General features: G+C 46.6%; 16 protein-coding genes. 4 read left to right on the forward strand and 12 right to left on the reverse strand.

The window, feature by feature from the left end:
• Nucleotides 1-15: 15 nt before the first annotated feature.
• From M3629_RS15805 to M3629_RS15820, 4 genes are all read right to left on the reverse strand, one after another.
• Nucleotides 16-1611, reverse strand: coding sequence for an extracellular solute-binding protein (locus M3629_RS15805; protein WP_251508183.1), 1596 nt, complete (start codon nucleotides 1609-1611; stop codon nucleotides 16-18).
• 94 nt (nucleotides 1612-1705) lie between these two features.
• On the reverse strand, nucleotides 1706-2587 hold the full coding sequence (locus M3629_RS15810) for a carbohydrate ABC transporter permease (protein WP_090921438.1): 882 nt from the start codon (nucleotides 2585-2587) through the stop codon (nucleotides 1706-1708).
• Between the two features lie 29 nt (nucleotides 2588-2616).
• Nucleotides 2617-3534: an ABC transporter permease gene (locus tag M3629_RS15815; RefSeq protein WP_418792713.1), complete on the reverse strand. Its 918-nt coding sequence runs from the start codon at nucleotides 3532-3534 to the stop codon at nucleotides 2617-2619.
• 430 nt (nucleotides 3535-3964) lie between these two features.
• Nucleotides 3965-4849: a helix-turn-helix domain-containing protein gene (locus tag M3629_RS15820; protein ID WP_251508184.1), complete on the reverse strand. Its 885-nt coding sequence runs from the start codon at nucleotides 4847-4849 to the stop codon at nucleotides 3965-3967.
• Nucleotides 4850-4964: 115 nt separating this feature from the next.
• Between M3629_RS15820 and M3629_RS15825 the strand changes: the two genes are divergently transcribed.
• Both M3629_RS15825 and M3629_RS15830 read left to right on the forward strand, forming a co-directional pair.
• A complete protein-coding gene (locus M3629_RS15825; protein WP_251508589.1) occupies nucleotides 4965-6194 on the forward strand; it encodes an MFS transporter in 1230 nt (409 codons plus the stop codon).
• Between the two features lie 86 nt (nucleotides 6195-6280).
• Nucleotides 6281-7066, forward strand: coding sequence for an ABC transporter ATP-binding protein (locus M3629_RS15830; RefSeq protein WP_251508185.1), 786 nt, complete (start codon nucleotides 6281-6283; stop codon nucleotides 7064-7066).
• 181 nt (nucleotides 7067-7247) lie between these two features.
• On the opposite strand, the gene M3629_RS15835 is transcribed toward M3629_RS15830, so the two are convergent.
• The 5 genes from M3629_RS15835 to M3629_RS15855 form a co-directional block, all read right to left on the reverse strand.
• Nucleotides 7248-7976 carry a class I SAM-dependent methyltransferase gene (locus M3629_RS15835; protein ID WP_251508187.1) on the reverse strand — a complete coding sequence of 243 codons (729 nt, stop codon included), beginning with the start codon at nucleotides 7974-7976 and terminating at the stop codon, nucleotides 7248-7250.
• A 169-nt stretch (nucleotides 7977-8145) separates the two neighbouring features.
• A complete protein-coding gene (locus M3629_RS15840) occupies nucleotides 8146-9441 on the reverse strand; it encodes a glycosyltransferase family 2 protein (protein WP_251508189.1) in 1296 nt (431 codons plus the stop codon).
• Between the two features lie 154 nt (nucleotides 9442-9595).
• Entirely contained in the window at nucleotides 9596-10471 is an 876-nt protein-coding gene (locus tag M3629_RS15845; protein ID WP_251508190.1) for a diguanylate cyclase domain-containing protein, read from the reverse strand.
• A 137-nt stretch (nucleotides 10472-10608) separates the two neighbouring features.
• On the reverse strand, nucleotides 10609-11721 hold the full coding sequence (locus tag M3629_RS15850; protein ID WP_251508192.1) for a glycosyl hydrolase family 8: 1113 nt from the start codon (nucleotides 11719-11721) through the stop codon (nucleotides 10609-10611).
• A gap of 85 nt (nucleotides 11722-11806) precedes the next feature.
• Nucleotides 11807-12247 (reverse strand): MarR family winged helix-turn-helix transcriptional regulator, encoded by a 441-nt coding sequence (locus tag M3629_RS15855; RefSeq protein WP_154959613.1) that lies wholly within the window; start codon nucleotides 12245-12247, stop codon nucleotides 11807-11809.
• Between the two features lie 237 nt (nucleotides 12248-12484).
• Here M3629_RS15855 and M3629_RS15860 point away from each other — a divergent pair, with 237 nt between their 5' ends.
• Nucleotides 12485-12925 carry a GNAT family N-acetyltransferase gene (locus M3629_RS15860; RefSeq protein WP_251508194.1) on the forward strand — a complete coding sequence of 147 codons (441 nt, stop codon included), beginning with the start codon at nucleotides 12485-12487 and terminating at the stop codon, nucleotides 12923-12925.
• Nucleotides 12926-13023: 98 nt separating this feature from the next.
• Here M3629_RS15860 and rlmN read toward each other — a convergent pair whose 3' ends face one another.
• The 3 genes from rlmN to greA form a co-directional block, all read right to left on the reverse strand.
• Nucleotides 13024-14142: a 23S rRNA (adenine(2503)-C(2))-methyltransferase RlmN gene (gene rlmN / locus M3629_RS15865; protein WP_251508196.1), complete on the reverse strand. Its 1119-nt coding sequence runs from the start codon at nucleotides 14140-14142 to the stop codon at nucleotides 13024-13026.
• A 153-nt stretch (nucleotides 14143-14295) separates the two neighbouring features.
• Entirely contained in the window at nucleotides 14296-15651 is a 1356-nt protein-coding gene (locus tag M3629_RS15870; RefSeq protein ID WP_251508198.1) for a sodium-dependent transporter, read from the reverse strand.
• A 325-nt stretch (nucleotides 15652-15976) separates the two neighbouring features.
• Nucleotides 15977-16453: a transcription elongation factor GreA gene (gene greA / locus M3629_RS15875; protein ID WP_251508200.1), complete on the reverse strand. Its 477-nt coding sequence runs from the start codon at nucleotides 16451-16453 to the stop codon at nucleotides 15977-15979.
• Between the two features lie 291 nt (nucleotides 16454-16744).
• Between greA and M3629_RS15880 the strand changes: the two genes are divergently transcribed.
• Entirely contained in the window at nucleotides 16745-17617 is an 873-nt protein-coding gene (locus M3629_RS15880; RefSeq protein WP_251508202.1) for an arylamine N-acetyltransferase family protein, read from the forward strand.
• The last annotated feature ends 80 nt before the right edge of the window (nucleotides 17618-17697 follow it).

The following is a 17697-nucleotide window of genomic DNA, read 5'->3' on the forward strand; positions in this document are numbered from 1 at the left end:
CCTGAAACCTGTTTCTTATTTCTGTGCAGCTTTATAGCGATCGTATTGTGCTTGTCTGCCTGCGATCACCTGTTCAACATTCATGCTTTTGAGTGTCTCGATGTACTTGTCGAACTGATCGAGGCTTGCATCACCACTAATAAACTTGAAGTTCATCTCTTCTACATATGTGGTAATGTCAGGCATGGACATGCTCTCTACGCTCGCTTCATCCGGTAAAGCATACACAAACGGGAACGGCTCACGCACATATTTCTCTAATTCTTTGTCCAGCTTCGCATGCCAAGGTGCAACGATAGAATCCGCTGAATCCGTGGACTGGATGTTTGGCAGGTTGACTGGGCCAATTCCGAGCTTTTGGATATATTCATTGTCTTTACCTTTATCCGTGAATTTCTTCACGCCATTCTCTTCTGTATACGTATCATCCTTGATGCCCCAAGTGTAATATGTCTGTGCTTCATCACTGACCGCATAATCCAGGAAGCGGAAAGCCAGTTCCGGATTTTTGCTATCTTTACTGATGCCGAAGATACCACTAACCGGTGTACGTCCGATGTAGAACTGATCTCCATGTGGCCCTTTTAATGGTAGAATACCTTTGATGATCGGCTCTTCGGGCTTGTAATCCTTGAAGAGCGGGCTGTAAACCATCGACATATACCAGCTGAAATTAAACGTCGCTCCCGTTACGTCTTGCGAGATCCGTGAAGTAACCTGGTCGCTTGTGGTACTGGCGTAGTCCACCCCGAGCAGACCTTCTTTGTACAGACCATTCAAGTAAGTCAGGTATTCCTTGTAAGCAGGCTCATAATAGCTGAAGTGCACTTTGCCTTGATCGTCTGCATAGAAATTGTTCGATAGATCAAGTCCAAAGGCTGGACCGAAGGCCATAGGGATAAACTTCGATTCCATGGACAATGGAATCTCATCGGCTTTGCCGTTGCCGTTCGGGTCTTCTGTTTTAAATTTGCGCAGCATCGCTGTGAACTCATCAAGCGTAGTTGGCTCAGATAATCCCAGCTTTTTGAGCCAACGCTCATTCACCATGAACACAGGCATGTAGTTACGCGTCAGCGTTTGTTGTGGAACATAATACATTTTACCATCTGGCGTGGTTAAACTGGCTTTCACGGATGGCGACTTTTCATATATTTTTTTGAGATTAACGCCATACTTCTCTACCAGGTCATTAATCGGGATGAACAGACCGCTGTTAATGTACTTCATTAATTGATCCTGATCCGGCAGGTACACGATATCCGGGAGCCCTGTGCCGGCAGCCAGCCTTGGATTAACCGCATCCGCATAGTTTTGAGGAGGGATCAGATCCCAATCTACTTTCACACCCGCATTGCTCTCAATTTTCTTAACGATGGCTGCGGTGGACAGATCCACGTTGGTTGTCCATGCGTTCGTTGCCAGGACTGACAGCTTCGCATCCGGTTGATCCGTTACCGGCCCAGCACCGGTATAATTGAAGGCTTTTTCTGTACTCTCAGGTGTTTTCCCCGCATCGGTCCCTGCACCCGTTCCCCCGCTACAACCCGCCAAACTGATCGCAAGTATCGCCGCAATTACACTTTTTCTTCCTGCCCCTTTGACTTTCATCCATCATTCCTCCTTGGTATGAACCCTTTTGAACTCCCTTGAATGACTTGCTTGAATGACTTGCTTGAATGGCTGTGGTGCTTGGTAATGCACTCTATCCTTTCACGGCTCCGAGGGTAATGCCCTTAACGAAGTACCGTTGGATAAACGGGTAGATCATCACGATCGGCAGAATGCTGACCACGATAGATACATAACGAACCTGCAGCGATGAAACCGCCAGTGCACCGGATGTCATCGTACCGCCCATCTTCTGCATAACTTCTGGCGAAGCCATGATCAGCACCCTTCGCAGGAACATCTGGAGCGGTTGCATATCCTGTTTGCCTAGATACAGTAAGGCTGAGAAAAAATTGTTCCAGTGGAATACGGCGTAGTACAGCGTCAGCACGGCTAGTGTAGGCTTGATAATTGGAACGGCCAGACGATACAACATCGTCATCTCATTCGCTCCATCAATGCTTGCGCTTTCAAAAATTTCATTCGGAATGCCTTCAAAGGCCGAGCGGCAGATCATTACGTTAAACGTAATCACCAGTACAGGTAGCACCATGACCCAGCGAGTATTATACAGACCAAGCGATGTGATCAGCATGTAGACCGGAATGAGTCCACCTGAGAAATACATGGTGAAAGCGATAAAAAAGTTCAGCTTGCGCCGTAGAAAAAACTGCTGTCTCGACAAAGGAAATGCAGCCAGGCAAGTTGCTACAATGTTCAGCAACGTGCCCACAACGGTATACCAGACCGTGTTATAGAAGGAAACCCATAGTTCCTTGTACTGCAGTACCATCTTATATCCTGAGAGAGTGAACCCCACAGGCCAGAGCACCACTTTTTGTTTATCGATGGCATCAACCGAGCTGAAGGAAATGCTGACCACGTACAGGAATGGATATAAGGTGACTACAACCGCCAGAATGGTCAGCAGGTAGACGAAGACATAGAATAATCGGTCACTTCTCGATTTTTGCATACAGGCTCTCCTTTGGATCAGTGTTTGTCTTACCAGAGTGACATTTTGGTCAGGCGGCGAGTCAGGGTATTAGCTGCAAAAACAAGGATAAAGGTGATAATGGAGTTGAATAGTCCAATAGCTGTGGCGAAGCCATAGTTCTGACCCTCAATCCCCATACGGTACACATAAGTGGACAGTACATCTGCCGTTTCATATGTGGCTCCGTTATAGAGCAGGTATACTTTCTCGAAACCTACGCTCATAATACCGCCGAGCGACAGTAGTAGCAGAATAACAATGGTTGGTTTGATGCTTGGCAGGGTAAGATGCCATAACTCCTGGAACTTGTTCACGCCATCAATTTTGCCGGAGTCATACATCTCGGGGTCAATGCCCATAATGGCTGCGATGTAGATGATGGAGCTGAAACCAAAGCTCTGCCAGATGTCTGAACTTGTGAAGATGGTACGGAACCAGCTGGCATCCATCATGAAGTTTATTTTTTCCATACCGAGTCTTGCGATTAGAGTGTTGATGATACCGTCTGTTGGTGATAGGAAGTTGATAATAATGCCGGCCACCACAACGGTGGAGATAAAGTGAGGAAGATAAGTTACGGTTTGCGCGAAGCGTTTAAAGGTTCGATTCTTAATCTCTACGATGCAGACTGCAAATAGAATGGGGATGGAGAAACCGAACAAGAGTGGCAGAAAGGCCAGTAAAAAGGTATTTCGCAATAGCCGCCAGAAGTATATCGAGTTGACGAACTGCTCAAACCAGCGCAGCCCCACCCATTCGCCACTGAACATGCCTTGACCCGGTATAAAGTTGCGAAAGGCAAGCAATACACCCGGCATGGGCAGATACATGAAGATGAGATAATACAAAAAGATTGGTGAGAACATCAGCAACAAATACTTATCCCGCCGGATCAGACTGAACAGCGTGGACATGCGTTTTTTCAACGTAAACACTCCCCTTCGTTCCAAAATTACAACGTTTGAATTTTTTGATAAAAAAAATCTGTTCCCCTGTAATACATCTGATATTAGGCTAACTCCAATTTTGTAACGACCTATACTATACCGCATAATCACAAGAAAAATTGCATTTATTCAGTCTCGTTCATGCCTCAACTATGCCTTTTCAAATCTTACATCCCCCATAATTACAACGTTGTAATTTTAATTTAAATGTATACGCTTTCATAAACTTTTTCTCATCTTAGCAGAGTCTTGAATGTTTAGCAACAACAAAATCAGGAATACCCTTTAATTTTTATAACGCCATGCCCCGAGGAGCAAACGTGAATATTGCATGGTACCCGCATTGGAAAAAGAAAAAAGGGCAGAAATAGCGTTGCTATTCCGCCCCAACATGTATTACAACGACGTATCATAACTGATTGCGAAATTGCATCGGTGTTACACCCTTAACGCGCTGAAACGCTCTGTAGAACTGACTGACGTGTGAGAATCCCAATGCAAAGCTTATTTCCGTCACTGATTCGGTTGTATTGCGCAGACAACGAACGGCTTCCTCCACACGTAAATTCAGTAGATACTGGTACGGCGTTGAACCTGTCAGCATTTTGAACGAGCGCATAAAATGATACCTGCTCTGATGTGCTACCGCTGCCATGGAGTCAATGTCCATCGGGTTTGTGAAGTCACTGTGAATATACTCTAATACACGCTGCATATGAGGATCTATGCCCAAATTACTCCCGTTAACTCCAAGGAAATGTGGACGATTATTGCCAGAAAGCAATAGCCCCTCTGGGCTCCCGGACCATATGGAACCAGCTTCTCTTGCTGCTCTATGCGAATGCTCGGGTCCAGACAATATGCGTTCAAGATACTGCTCTACAGACAGCTCGGTTTCCTGAATGAGCAACGGGTCCGATTCATCCTCCAGCCCAGTCACATGCCATCCTCGGAACAGTCTGCTGATCTCTGCAGGATCAAAAGCTTGGGTGATCTGTAATTCAGAATGAACTGATCTTGAACCGCGGTCTACTAATCCTCTTGGTAGATTACGAAACTTGATGACAATGACGGCTGCGTCCGAACCGATCTCAAAAAAGTGCTCCGTTCGGGGATGGGCGATAATTCCGAATCCAGCCTGTAATGTATACGTCTGTTGTTCCTGCACCAGCAAGCATTGACCTCTAATGGGCAGGGTTACCTGATACCAGTCATCATGCATATGAGGTTCATTGGCGAACCCGCCAGAAGCTTTCCATAACTCCAAACCATTGAATGTCATATTTAATTCCATCGTTTCTCACCTGCTGACATTATAGCAAATCGTGCTTAGATTCCAAGCACTTTTCACAAAGACAAGCTCTCTAGCTATCTTTTATTATGAATAAAAATATTCGAGGTGATCTATGATGGCTCAAGCCGCTCTAAACAAAATTCAACTAAACCACGCAGCGAACTGGGCCCTTGCAGGGGTGAGTTTCGCCCATCTGCTGAATGATGCCATGCAAACGGTTGTTACGTCAGCCTTCCCGCTGTTCCAACAGGCCATGCATCTCAGCTTTGCACAGATGGGCTGGATTGCCTTTGCACTAAACATTACTGCTTCGGTGCTGCAACCACTGATCGGATATATATCCGATCGCAAACCCATGCCTATTCTGCTGCCCGGCGGCATGATATTTTCCCTGTTCGGGATTCTGGGCTTTGCCTTTTCGTCATCGTTATGGATGCTACTCGTATCCGCGTCGCTGATTGGTATCGGCTCATCCATTCTTCATCCCGAATCCTCACGTGTTGCCCATCTGGCAGCCGGTCGAGGCCGTGGCATGGCACAGTCCATCTTTCAGGTTGGCGGGAATACCGGACAAGCTATTGCCCCCCTACTGGTTGCTTTTGTACTGCTTCCGCATGGTCAGTTACAATTTCTGTGGCTAATGGCCTTTGCACTTATCGGCATCCTTATCCAAGCTTCCGTCAGCCGTTGGTATAAGCACAAGCTAAACGCCGAACGTACCCGACTTACGCAACCCAAACATATTACACCACTTGAAGCTGAATCAACGTTTCAGCCCGTGAGTCGAAAACGAATCGTTATATCCATGAGCGTTCTCATCCTGCTGCTATTCTCCAAGTTTGTTTATATTGCGGCTATGACAGGATACTACGCCTTCTATTACACGGATGTGCATCGTCTTCCACTCTCCAAGGCGCAAGTCTGCTTGTTTATCCTTCAATTTGCAGGCATGATTGGAACCCTACTTGGCGGGCCACTCGCAGATCGTTACGGGCGAAAACCGATGATCTGGTTTTCCATTGCTGGTACCGCTCCGTTCTCACTACTGCTTCCTTATGCAGGCCCTGTCCTGTCTATGGTGCTATGCGGTATCATCGGATTAATCCTGATGTCGGGCTTCAGTGTTATTATTGTCTACGCTCAGGAATTGCTGCCGCGTCACATTGGTACAGTATCTGGACTGTTCTTCGGCCTGTCATTTGGTATGGCTGGACTGGGTTCGGTTGTCATCGGTTCTCTGATCGATGTGACCAGCATTTCATTCGTCATCCGGCTGTGCTCCTTTTTGCCCCTGATCGGCGTGTGTGCTGTATTCTTGCGCAATGATCGATCCGCTAAAGCTTAGCAAGCTATTGATAATTCCATAACAGTTCCAATACAATAAGTTGAGAAGCGGAAGCGCGATATTGAACAGAGAGGAGGAATCGTTAGATGATCATTGATGTACAGCATGTGACTTGGAAAAGAGGAGATCTCACTCTGCTGCACGATGTCAGCTGGCGTGTAAACAGAGGCGAACACTGGGCGCTGCTTGGCCTGAACGGCTCTGGCAAAACAACGCTCCTCAATATGATTACCGGCTACCTGTGGCCTACGGAAGGCAACATCTCGGTACTCGGTCATGAATATGGCAGTGTAGACCTGAGGGAGCTTCGGAAGTCGATCGGTTGGGTGAGCTCCTCCTTGCAAGAGAAACTATACGCTTCTGACCGCACGCAATATGTCGTGATTAGTGGGAAACACGCTACGATCGGTCTGTATGACAAACTGGCAGACGAAGATTTGAATCAGGCAATGCACTGGATGCAAACACTGGGTTGCCAGCATCTGTGGGATCGTGAGTATCGCACTTGCTCGCAGGGGGAGAAGCAGAAATTGCTCATTGCCCGTGCCCTGATGGCGAATCCACAGCTGCTCATTTTGGATGAGCCTTGTAATGGGCTTGATCTATTTTCCAGAGAGCGTCTACTGGATAGCATCAGTGAACTGACAGCACGTTCAGACTCACCTTCGCTGATCTATGTAACGCATCATACCGAGGAAATTTTGCCCGTCTTCAGGCACAGCCTTTTGCTCCGTCGGGGTGAAGTTTTTGGGTGTGGATTAACCGCTGATCTCATGACACAGGACGTATTAAGTGATTTCTTTGAAGCCCCAGTAGAAGTAGATCAGCATGGCGAACGAGTTTATGTACGGGCAGCAGCATCTAAAGGTTAGAATTATCTGTATCCAAAAGGAACAGAGTGAGGCGGAATAAACAGTAAAACCCAAAGACTTATCCACATGTGGATAGTTTTTGGGTTTTCTACTCCTATATATTGTGTTATCCACGGTTTTCTGTGTAAAACTTTCTTCAATCTGAGTATAACTTCGATTCTATGTTTGCCTCTTCCTTAGCCTACTTCCGTGCGGAGAGAAACAAAAAAAGCGGAATACGCCGTCTGCGCTGATACGTCTCTTCATCGACGAATTCTGCACGCTTAGGTGCTGATTCACGCAATTGCTCCACTCGGAATCCAGCTTCTTGCAGGGCCATGTAATACGATTCAATGGTACGGTGCATTTTTTGGACGGAACCCCCAAGCCACTGCTGCTCCCGATACCCCTCGACGAAGTATTGATCTACGATCCAATTGGTTCGTGTTCCGGAGGGTTGCAGCGTTGAAGTAATCACCGGGTGCTCTACCGAGAAAACAAAGGTTCCATCTTTTTTAAGTGCCCCATACACTTTACGAAAGAGGCTTTCAACATCCTCGATGTAGTGGATCGCCAGTCTTGAAATGGCAAGGTCATATGAATGTACAGGATACGTCCACTCTTCGAGATAAGATTGCTCGATCCGGGCATTCAATCCCTGAACGGACTTGCGGGCAGCCCGAACCATATTCGTTGAACCTTCAATACCTGTATAAGACAAGCCATTATACCTCTCGCCAAGTAGTTCTACCGCAAATTTTGCGTCTCCACAGCCGAGATCAAGAATATGTTTACCCGTAACATCCCCGACCAACTCCAGCATAACCGGTCTCTCCAACGTATCATTGGCGTTATCCCGGCCTTGCCGACGTTCCATATACGTCTCAAATACCTCATTATTATCGTAAAAATCAGAACCTCTTTCACTCATATCTGCACTGACCCCCATTCTATGAGTTATACACTAGTGTGGTTCACCCTGCTGCGGGCTATAATCTGTAAAAGTATACCGGATTAAAGCATCTCTCACCATAAAAAAAGCTGCTTGCCGGAGCCCACTCCGCAAACAGCCTTCTACTTTGGTTTGAGGTGTTTAATTCCTAGCCAAATCGCTCAGTTTTGTACCACTTGCTCTCGCGTTTACGAATCTTGTCCATCAGCAGATTGTAGAAGGCCCGGATCGAAATCAGAATAAAGAGCTGAGCATATGTGAAATAGGATACACATGCGTAGATGAAATTCCGGGTGTTGCTCTGCCCGATATCCGCTGCCAGTGCCAGATTGATCTGTAGAACATAGATAAAATACATCAGTGCCCAACCAATGACCAGGTAGACGTATGCGTCCCCGGCAAACTGGAATGGAGAACTGACCTCCGGTTTGAATATTGCGATAACCTGATAAACAAGGTTCACCACAAAGATAATGTCCGACACAATAATAGCCAACATAAACCAGAAGTAACTGACCGCATAGTAGAGAACAAGCAATTTATTGCGCCAGCTGGAACGATTGAACAGATTATGAATGTTATCCAGGACCACCTGGTAGTTCCCCTTGGCCCAGCGTTCACGCTGTTTCATGTATACACCAAGCTGCTCTGGCTCCTGCTGATATGCTTCCGCTTGCGGCGCTAGGGCAACCAACTGGCCCCGGTTCATAATTTCAAACGACAACGCCGTATCTTCCGTAATGGCGGTCACATCCCAGCCGCCGATTTCCCGGATCAGGCTTGTCTTAATAATATAATTCGTGCCCGGAATGGTCCCCAGCTTGAACAGCTCCCAAAGCCCGGTGTGGTAGACACGCTGAGACGTTATAATTTCGAGATTAATACATTTGGAGAGGAAGTTCTGCCCACGGTTACGCGCTTTGTTTCGGCCAAATACAACCCCGTACTGTTCAGGATTCTCCAGTGATTTTTGTGCGAGAAACATCAGTGAATTTCGTTCTGGAGCAGCGTCTGCGTCAAATATACAGATCCAATCGCCGGTGGCCAGTTCCAGTCCGTCGTTCAGCGCACCGGATTTCCCCCCCGTACCTTTGCGTTCAAGTACCGTGACGTTACGGTGCACATAACTGGTCTGTCCAAGGAACGATTTTAACCGATCGGCTGTGTCATCTGTGCAATTATCTGCAATGACAATCACCTGCACCTTATCCTCAGGATAGTTCAGTCGCAAAATATGCTCCACTGTTGACACGATGACCAGACCTTCGTTATGAGCAGGTACCATAACCGTGACGTTCGGATAATGATCCATTTTTTCCGGAATCTGAATGCCCTTCTTCTCCTGCTTGTGGATAAAACGAATAGCCCCGGCCATAATGACGATCGATTCGAACACAGCGATCCAAATACTGAATATCGACAAGATCAGAATGAAATCAGCCATCCGTTTTCCTCCGATCATACCTTCGAATTACCCTAGAGCGAAATCGGAGCGTGGCGATCGTTAATCCGATGGTAAACACCACAAAAATACAACTGACGGCAATACAGATCGGGATAAACCAGGACATATAATCCATAAGCCTCGCTCCTTTCGGTTAAATATATTCCCCGATTAAATCCGTCTCCGTGTTTCGTTCCAACGCGGCAAGGACAGCGTCCAGATTGTCATACTTGCTGAATTGTTCCTTCTGAAAAACCAGTGCGCCTGATTTGATAATGGTCTGGAGCTGGTTCCCCTTTTTATCGAGCACATCCATATCCATAATATTTTTTTTAATCCTGCGGGTTAACATCGGTAAGTAATCCACATTGACCATCGGACACAAAATGACAAATCGTCCGCGGTCCACAAAAAATTTGTGATCCTCGTATCGAATTTGCTTCTGAATCGACTGTGAGATCTCAAGCAGGAATTGGGAATACCGAACTGAACCAAGTGACTCCTGCACAAGCGGCAGAAATTCAATCTTAAACATGGCGATGCTGAATCCATAGCAGTCTGAATAACGTCTGGCAAGGTTGCTCTGTTTAACCAATGTATCTCCAAGCGCTTCCTTATTGCCCAGCGTTGTATCCAGATCGATCTCTGGATTGTGATCCTTCATCTGCTCCAGACGTTCAATCACCCGTGCACTACGCACAAGTCTTCTTTTGATATAAGCAGCAATTGCCGTGTTCGCCGGAATAAGTAGCCACCAGGAGAACACGAGCGCATTGGGTTCTGCAAAAGTCACGAGCCACACAAAATAAGTGACCAAGTATATAAATATCAGTACGACGGATACACCAACAGGAAGCAAAAGCCCCGCGGCTAGAACCCCTAGTGACGCTACGCTAAATACAACATCCAGCTTGGTGTAGCTTTGATTCATGTACAAGTGGAGATATACAAAGAACTGCTGTACGATGGCGAGACTAATCAAGATGGCGTAACCCCAGGCCAGACGCTGGGTAGGTGCGTTATTTCTCATAGTCCTCCTTCTCTGCATCGAATTTCAGAACGACTCGGTGCCAACACCTCTTTTTTTATAACCTAAACTTCAACAAAAATCGACAATTAAAGACAATAATATAGTAACATATAATCTTGGATTATATAAATAAAAATTTACTTTTTAAGAAAATTATATAAATAAGTTTCACCAAGCAACGGAAACAAGTTATCAAACAGGTGGGTGTTTCCATCAAATACGTAACCGCCCGGATATCGTGTGTCTTGCCCTCGCAGTGTGATCATATGTTGATACAACTGCTTTGCCCAATTTGGATCACCTGAGCGAACAGCAAGCAGGATGGATAAACCATATACCGATGCCGATTCATAATCTACGGCTGGTTTCTGTGTTTTACGATCATACTGTCCAGGGAGCTTGCCCCGAGTGCCGAACTCTTTTTTTAGAAAAGCAATCAGCTTGTCGGGTTTGTGCCCCATCTCCATCACATGATTGGCAACGATGAGCTGATCAATCAGATTGACTTTCTCATCGTAGATGTAAGCCTTGGACTTTACATTCATGCTCTTCGGATAGAATAATCCATCGTCAGGCATTTTATGCAGTATATCCTCGTACCTGCTGTAAACGTCAGGACCCAGCATCTGATGGTCTCTCATCGCTTCCAAGGCGAGCAAATCCACATAGACCAGACTTAAGGTGTCCGTGGAATGTCCACTTTTGAAATCATAAAAATCAACCAGGTACCCCTGTTGCTCGGTTCGCTGCGTTAATGTTCGGGAAAGGGCCGATGCGGTCGCCAGTTTGTCTGCTCTGCCTTGATTCCACCTGTCTGCCGCTTGCAACAGAGCCCCCATAATCCGCAGATCGTCACCCAACGCGTTGGTTGCCACATGGGATTTCCCTTGAGGATCAAGCTTCCAGGCGATATATACGTCGGGCCTGATCACATAGTATGTCTGGAGCTGCTTGTAGGCCTGCTCGAACATAACTTCGTTATCACTTGCCAATGCATACTGCATCCACAATCCAAGTGACTCCGATAATGCCTCTCGGCCAGCAACGATGTCTGCTCTCTCCGACGCCGCTTCCTGCAAATAGGTTGCAAGTGTGCCATTCGGATTCGTCATATGTTCCTTAACAAAGGCGACTGTAGGGGACACCTTCTCCATCACAAACCGCTCCCTCCATAGCACTACAATCGCTACAGTTACAACAATCGCAAGTAATATGTACCATGAACGCTTTTTTCGGAAAATAAACTTCACACCATTCCTCCTGACGGGAATATATGACGGAGCAACTGAGCCACTTCTTACATTTTTGGAAGTAGGCCTTATCCACAGTGTGCGCTTAATCATGGATATCCATGTATGAGCGGCGTCCGCCCTTTTTAACAAATTTCCAATCGACCTCGATGTTATGTCTCATCTTCCGCAGCAACTGGATTGCTGTCTCAATCTCTTCCTGTGTCAGACCATCCAACGTTACCTGATCCGAATGCACGCCTTCTTTGCGAATAAACTGCCACGCTTCAAGCCCAGCCTCGGTTGGATAAAGCACCTTATTCTTCTTATTACCCAATGCCGGCTGTTTGACAATAAAACCGTCCGATTCCAGTTTGCTAATCGCTCTTGCTGCCGTTGTACGATCCACCTTGATCAGTTCAGCCAGCTGATTCGGAATAATACCGGGGTTCTCGCAAATACGGTACAAATACAAATACTGCCCTCGGGACAAGTTCAGATGCTGAAATTCCACATTACTGATGGAATCCAGACAGCGGGCGATCATGCCAATCTCGCGCAACACTTCCCTCGGCTCGGTCGGTTCTTGCGATTTCTGTGATTCGTCGTTCGGCTGATTCAGTTCTTTGGCTACGTTAGGTTCTTTCGGTTCAGTCACAGAGCTCACACCCCTATAAAATTGTTGCATTCGCAACATAATTAATGATATAACTACACTAGTTCAGTGTATCACTTTCAATTCCATTCCGATATCACATTACAGACAAGCAGAGGAGAACGATCCATGAATATAACTATTGTTGAAGCAAACACAATGGAACTACTCGAGGCCTGCTTAGCCATTCGTATGGCCATTTTCGTGGAAGAGCAAGGCGTACCTGCCTCCGATGAATTCGATGCATTTGATGCGCTAGGTACCGAAGCACGCCATATCCTGCTCTATGTGGATGGTGTACCTGCCGCCTCCTCCAGACTACGCATCGTAGAGCAAGTGGCCAAGCTGGAACGCATCTGCGTGATGCTGGATTACCGCAAGCATGGTCTGGGCCGTGTATTAATTAACAAGCTGGAGGAGATGGCCAGAAAGGACGGATTAGAGAAAGCCAAGTTGCACGCACAGGTTCAAGCCTCCGGCTTCTATGAACGTCTTGGCTATGCTCCGGCTTCCGATGTTTTCATGGAGGATGGCATTCCCCATCTGCTGATGACAAAAAAGCTGAACTAAGAGACATCATCTCTCCGTTCGAAATTAGCTTGCAACTCAAAGAAAACGCCTCTATCTTCACTTCGTCAGTGAGTACATAGAGGCGTTTGTTGTGTTTTTTATCCCATAGCCAGACGGCCGGCATCTGATTTTGCAGCTGTTTTTACATCTGCTTTAGCTTCCGCATTTTTCATCTGCTTGCTACGTAGCTGTCCGCAAGCCGCATCAATGTCTGTACCATGCTCCATACGTACCGTAGAGTTGATGTTGTTCTTCTTCAGCGTATCATAGAATCCCAGAATACTCTCCTCCGTACTGCGCTGGTACTGGCTATGCTCATCCACCGGATTGTACGGAATCAGATTCACGCTGACCATGCTCTTACGACTGGACAGCAGTTCTGCGAGTTCAGCCGCATGTTCGCGCTGATCATTCACATCCCGAAGCAAGATGTATTCAAACATGATGCGTTTGTTTGTTTTCTCCAAATAATAATCCACCGCATCCATCAATTGTTCAATCGGGAATGCCCGGTTGATCTTCATGATGTGTGTACGCAGCTCGTTATTCGGTGCATGCAGTGAGATCGCAAGGTTGACCTGCAGACTGCTATCTGCAAACTCCTTGATTTTATCCGGCAATCCGCTTGTAGACACCGTGATGCGCTTTGCTGCGAGAGCTAAACCTTTGCGATCCTTGATCACTTCGATGAAGTTGCTCATATGTTCAAAGTTATCAAATGGTTCGCCAATGCCCATGACCACAACGTTCGTAACGCGCTCGCCTTGACCCGCTGCATCCAGATGCCGCTGTACATGCATGATCTGCTCTACAATCTCTCCAGCGGAGAGGTCACGGCTTTTCTTGATTAGGCCACTGGCGCAGAAGCTGCATCCGATATTACATCCGACCTGTGTCGTGACACAGACAGTCAAGCCATATTTTTGCCGCATGAGCACTGTTTCGATCAGATTTCCGTCCTGCAAACGGAGCAGGAATTTCACCGTACCGTCTGCCGACTCCTGCTTCACATGTTCACTTAGTGAACTCATCGTGAAATGTTCCGTGAGCACATCCAAACATTCTTGACGCACATCGGACATGCCGTTAAAATCATGAACCCGCTCCTGGTATAACCACTCCCAGATGCGGGACGCGCGGGATTTCTTCTGCCCATGCTCGGGCAGCCAAGTACGTAATTGCTCTAATGTTAATCCATATATGGATGATTTAATCATGGTATAAACCTCTTTTCGCAAAAAGCATATGGTTCATCGGTCGTCTTACCCAAAAAACCTCTACTCTGTATTGTCCCAAAATTAACAAGGGAACACAAGGGCTTTTGCATTTCTTCCAAGAGGTTTTATGCTTGGTAAATCTGCGCAGACGGCCTAGAAGTGAATAATGCCAGACGTATGCAACAGAACGAGCAGGACCAGAATAGGTGCAACATAACGAAGCATGAAGAGCCAGATGCGGAACCAGCCGGAGCTCAGACCAGCTGCTTCAGCAGCCGTTTTCCAAAAGTATCCCGCAAAGATCGTAACCAACAATCCACCTACAGGTAACAGAATGTTGGATGCCATAAAGTCCATCCAGTCGAACACACTCTTCGATCCGATCTTCCACTCCGGGAACAGTCCGAGTGACAACACGGAAGGTAGACCTACGATGAATACAGCGAGAGCGATGCTCCATACGGCACGATTACGGCTCCACGCAAAACGCTCCATGAAATATTTAACGGGAACCTCCAGCAGTGATACTGACGATGTTAACGCTGCGATTGCCAGAATAATAAAGAATAATCCAGCAAACAGAAAACCCAGCGGCATTGCAGAAAACGCTGCAGGTAGTGCGATGAAAATCAGGGAAGGTCCCTGGTCGGGCGCAATGTTAAACGAGAAGGTTGTCGGGAAGATGATCAGACCGGCAATAAAAGCATAAAGCAAGTCTCCCGCACCGACGGCAACCGTTGCTGCACCGAGGGATTGGCTTTTATCTACATACGAACCATAGGTGATGAGAATACCCATACCAAGCGAAAGCGAGAAGAAGGCATGTCCAAGCGCAACCAGTGCCGACTCCGTTGTGAGCTGGGAGAAATCCGGATTCAGGAAAAAGGAGACCCCGGCACCTGATCCTGGCAGTGTAACTGCACGGATCATTAGAATGATTAGCAGGACCAGCATAGCTGGAATCAGAATTTTGTTAAACTTCTCAATTCCGTTCGATACACCCTTTGCTACAATCCAGCCTGTAATCAGAACGGCAACCAACTGCCATACAATCGGCATATAACCGCCTACAAAACTGTTAAATTGTCCGGCATAATCCGAATTGTTAAACAACGTGCCGCTGAACGAAGTTACGGCATATTGCAATGTCCAGCCTGCGATGATGACGTAGAAGGACAGAATGATAAACGGTGTTAATACTTGCAACAGGCCAGCCGCCAGCCAGCCTTTGTGCCCTCCTGCTTTAATGAAAGCCGTCGCTGCGCTACCCCGTCCACTGCGTCCAATAGCCAGCTCGGCAAGCAGCACAGGCAGACCGATCAGCAAAAGACAGACAATAAAAAGCAGGAAAAAAGCCGCTCCCCCATTTTCGCCCGTGATATAAGGAAATTTCCACATGTTACCGAGACCGACGGAACTACCGATGGCCGCCAAAATAAAACCGGCACGCGAGAAACGTTCCCCTTTGCCAGCGTTGTTTGGGTCTAAATCAGACTTACTCAAATTCATTGTATCTACTCCATCACTTTAAAGTTTTCCCGTAATTATATACTAGTCCGCGTGTCAGGTCATGCAAAAATCAGTATTTGTCGAAAATTCACCAAATTGGAGATGATTTCAGGATGAATTCAGTATGGGAAAATAACCTGGAACTTAACCATTTGACCATTTGAATATCAACAAATTAACCCTGAGTTTAAGCTGGGAAACACAAAAAAGAGATGTTCCAGACAGCTCTTCGCATAGCCACTGAAACATCTCCTCTTTTTAATCGGTGATCTATACATCGCAGTGTATTGTCCCGCACATGTGTATCGTTTTCGCTTGATGCTGTCTAGATTTTGATCTCTAGCAACTCATATTTGATTACACCCATCGGAGCATTTACATGAATCACACTGCCCACTTCTTTGCCCATCAGCTCTTTGCCAAGTGGACTCTCATACGAAATTTTATTGTTCGATACATCGGCTTCTGCTGGACCAACGAGCTGATATTCGATCTTCTCAGCAAATTCAAGATCGTTCAACAGTACTGTTGAACCAATGCTTACTTGACTGGAGTCTATATTGTCTGAACTGATTACTCTGGCTTTGGTCAACATTTTCTCCAGAATCAGAATGCGGGTCTCCATAAATGCCTGATCATCTTTGGCTGAATGATACTCACTGTTCTCCTTCAGGTCCCCGTAACTGATCGCAAGCTTCAAACGTTCTGCCAGTTCCTTGCGTTTCACCGTTTTCAGTTCCTTCAGTTCTTCCTCCAGCTTTTCCAAGCCTTCCTGTGTCAAAATCACTTCATCATTAGCCATATTTTCCATCTCCTAATCCTGCTATCTATCTCTATTCTAACCTATATCCACTCCTAACGGTTAACATACCCCGGAAAAACAAACCAAACTCCCATTTGTCGAAATAAAACCGCACTTGAAATAGGATATCCACACCCTTAAATCGCTGTATTTCCGATCACCTGAACTGTACCGGTACAATTAGTGTAAACACGTGTGTGAATTTCAGACGTTCACTTATACAATGAATTCAGGGCCGCACTTTTCACGTCTTTTTACTTGCAGCCCATGATATGAATTGAGGTGATCGAGATGAATGTTACTTTGACTCCATCTGAAATAAACGCTTATCTGAACCGGATAGGTATCGATTCGATCAAGAAACCCACTTTAGAATTCCTTGCCGAACTGCAACAGGCACATATCCACCATCTATCTTGGCAAACGATCGATATTTTTGCAGGAAGACCTGCTGGAATCGATCTGCAACAATCCGTGCAACTTATCCTGCAAGGACGCAGCGGTTACTGTTTCCATTTGAATGGTGCATTCAGTGTTTTACTTCACTCCCTTGGATATCAAGTTCATTGGCACCGCGCGGGCGTTCAGCCGCATGGAGAACAGCCCCGTGTGAACTCGTTCCATCTCGGTCTGTCCGTCTCTTTGCCAGATGTGGACCCAAACGTGGAACGTTGGATTGTAGATGTCGGTCTGGGAGGTATGCCCTTTGAACCGCTCCCTCTTCGTTACGGAACCTATGGACCGGCACCGTTTACTTATACATTAATGCCCTCTGCCGTTGTTCCCGATGGATGGCGGCTTGAATACGAGCCTAACGGACCAAGTAAGGGAGTCGATTATGATCCCGAGGAGCTTACCCGCCTGGAAGAGTTTATTCCCAAGCATGAATTCTACAGCCAATCCGTGGAATCGCCCTGGCATAACACATTTTTGCTCCGTCAGAGAGATACAGGCCACAGCTACGAGCTCAGGGGATGCATGCTTCGCACGCATGGAATCGAAGGCATTAGCAAGACGGAAATTCAAACCTACAATGAGTGGAAAGACGTACTAACCAAGCTTTTCTATGAGCCGTTGGTGAATTATACGAAACAAGAATGCCGGGAGATGTGGGATCGAATACAGATTGCGCATGAAGAATGGAAAAAAAAACAACTAGCCTGATCCATTGGGGAAAAACGCGAGATAAGGATAAATATAGAGGAAAGCCTGTCATCCATGCCGAATACAACGTTTAGGTGATA

The organism is Paenibacillus polysaccharolyticus (assembly GCF_023714295.1).
Lineage (GTDB): Bacteria > Bacillota > Bacilli > Paenibacillales > Paenibacillaceae > Paenibacillus > Paenibacillus polysaccharolyticus_A.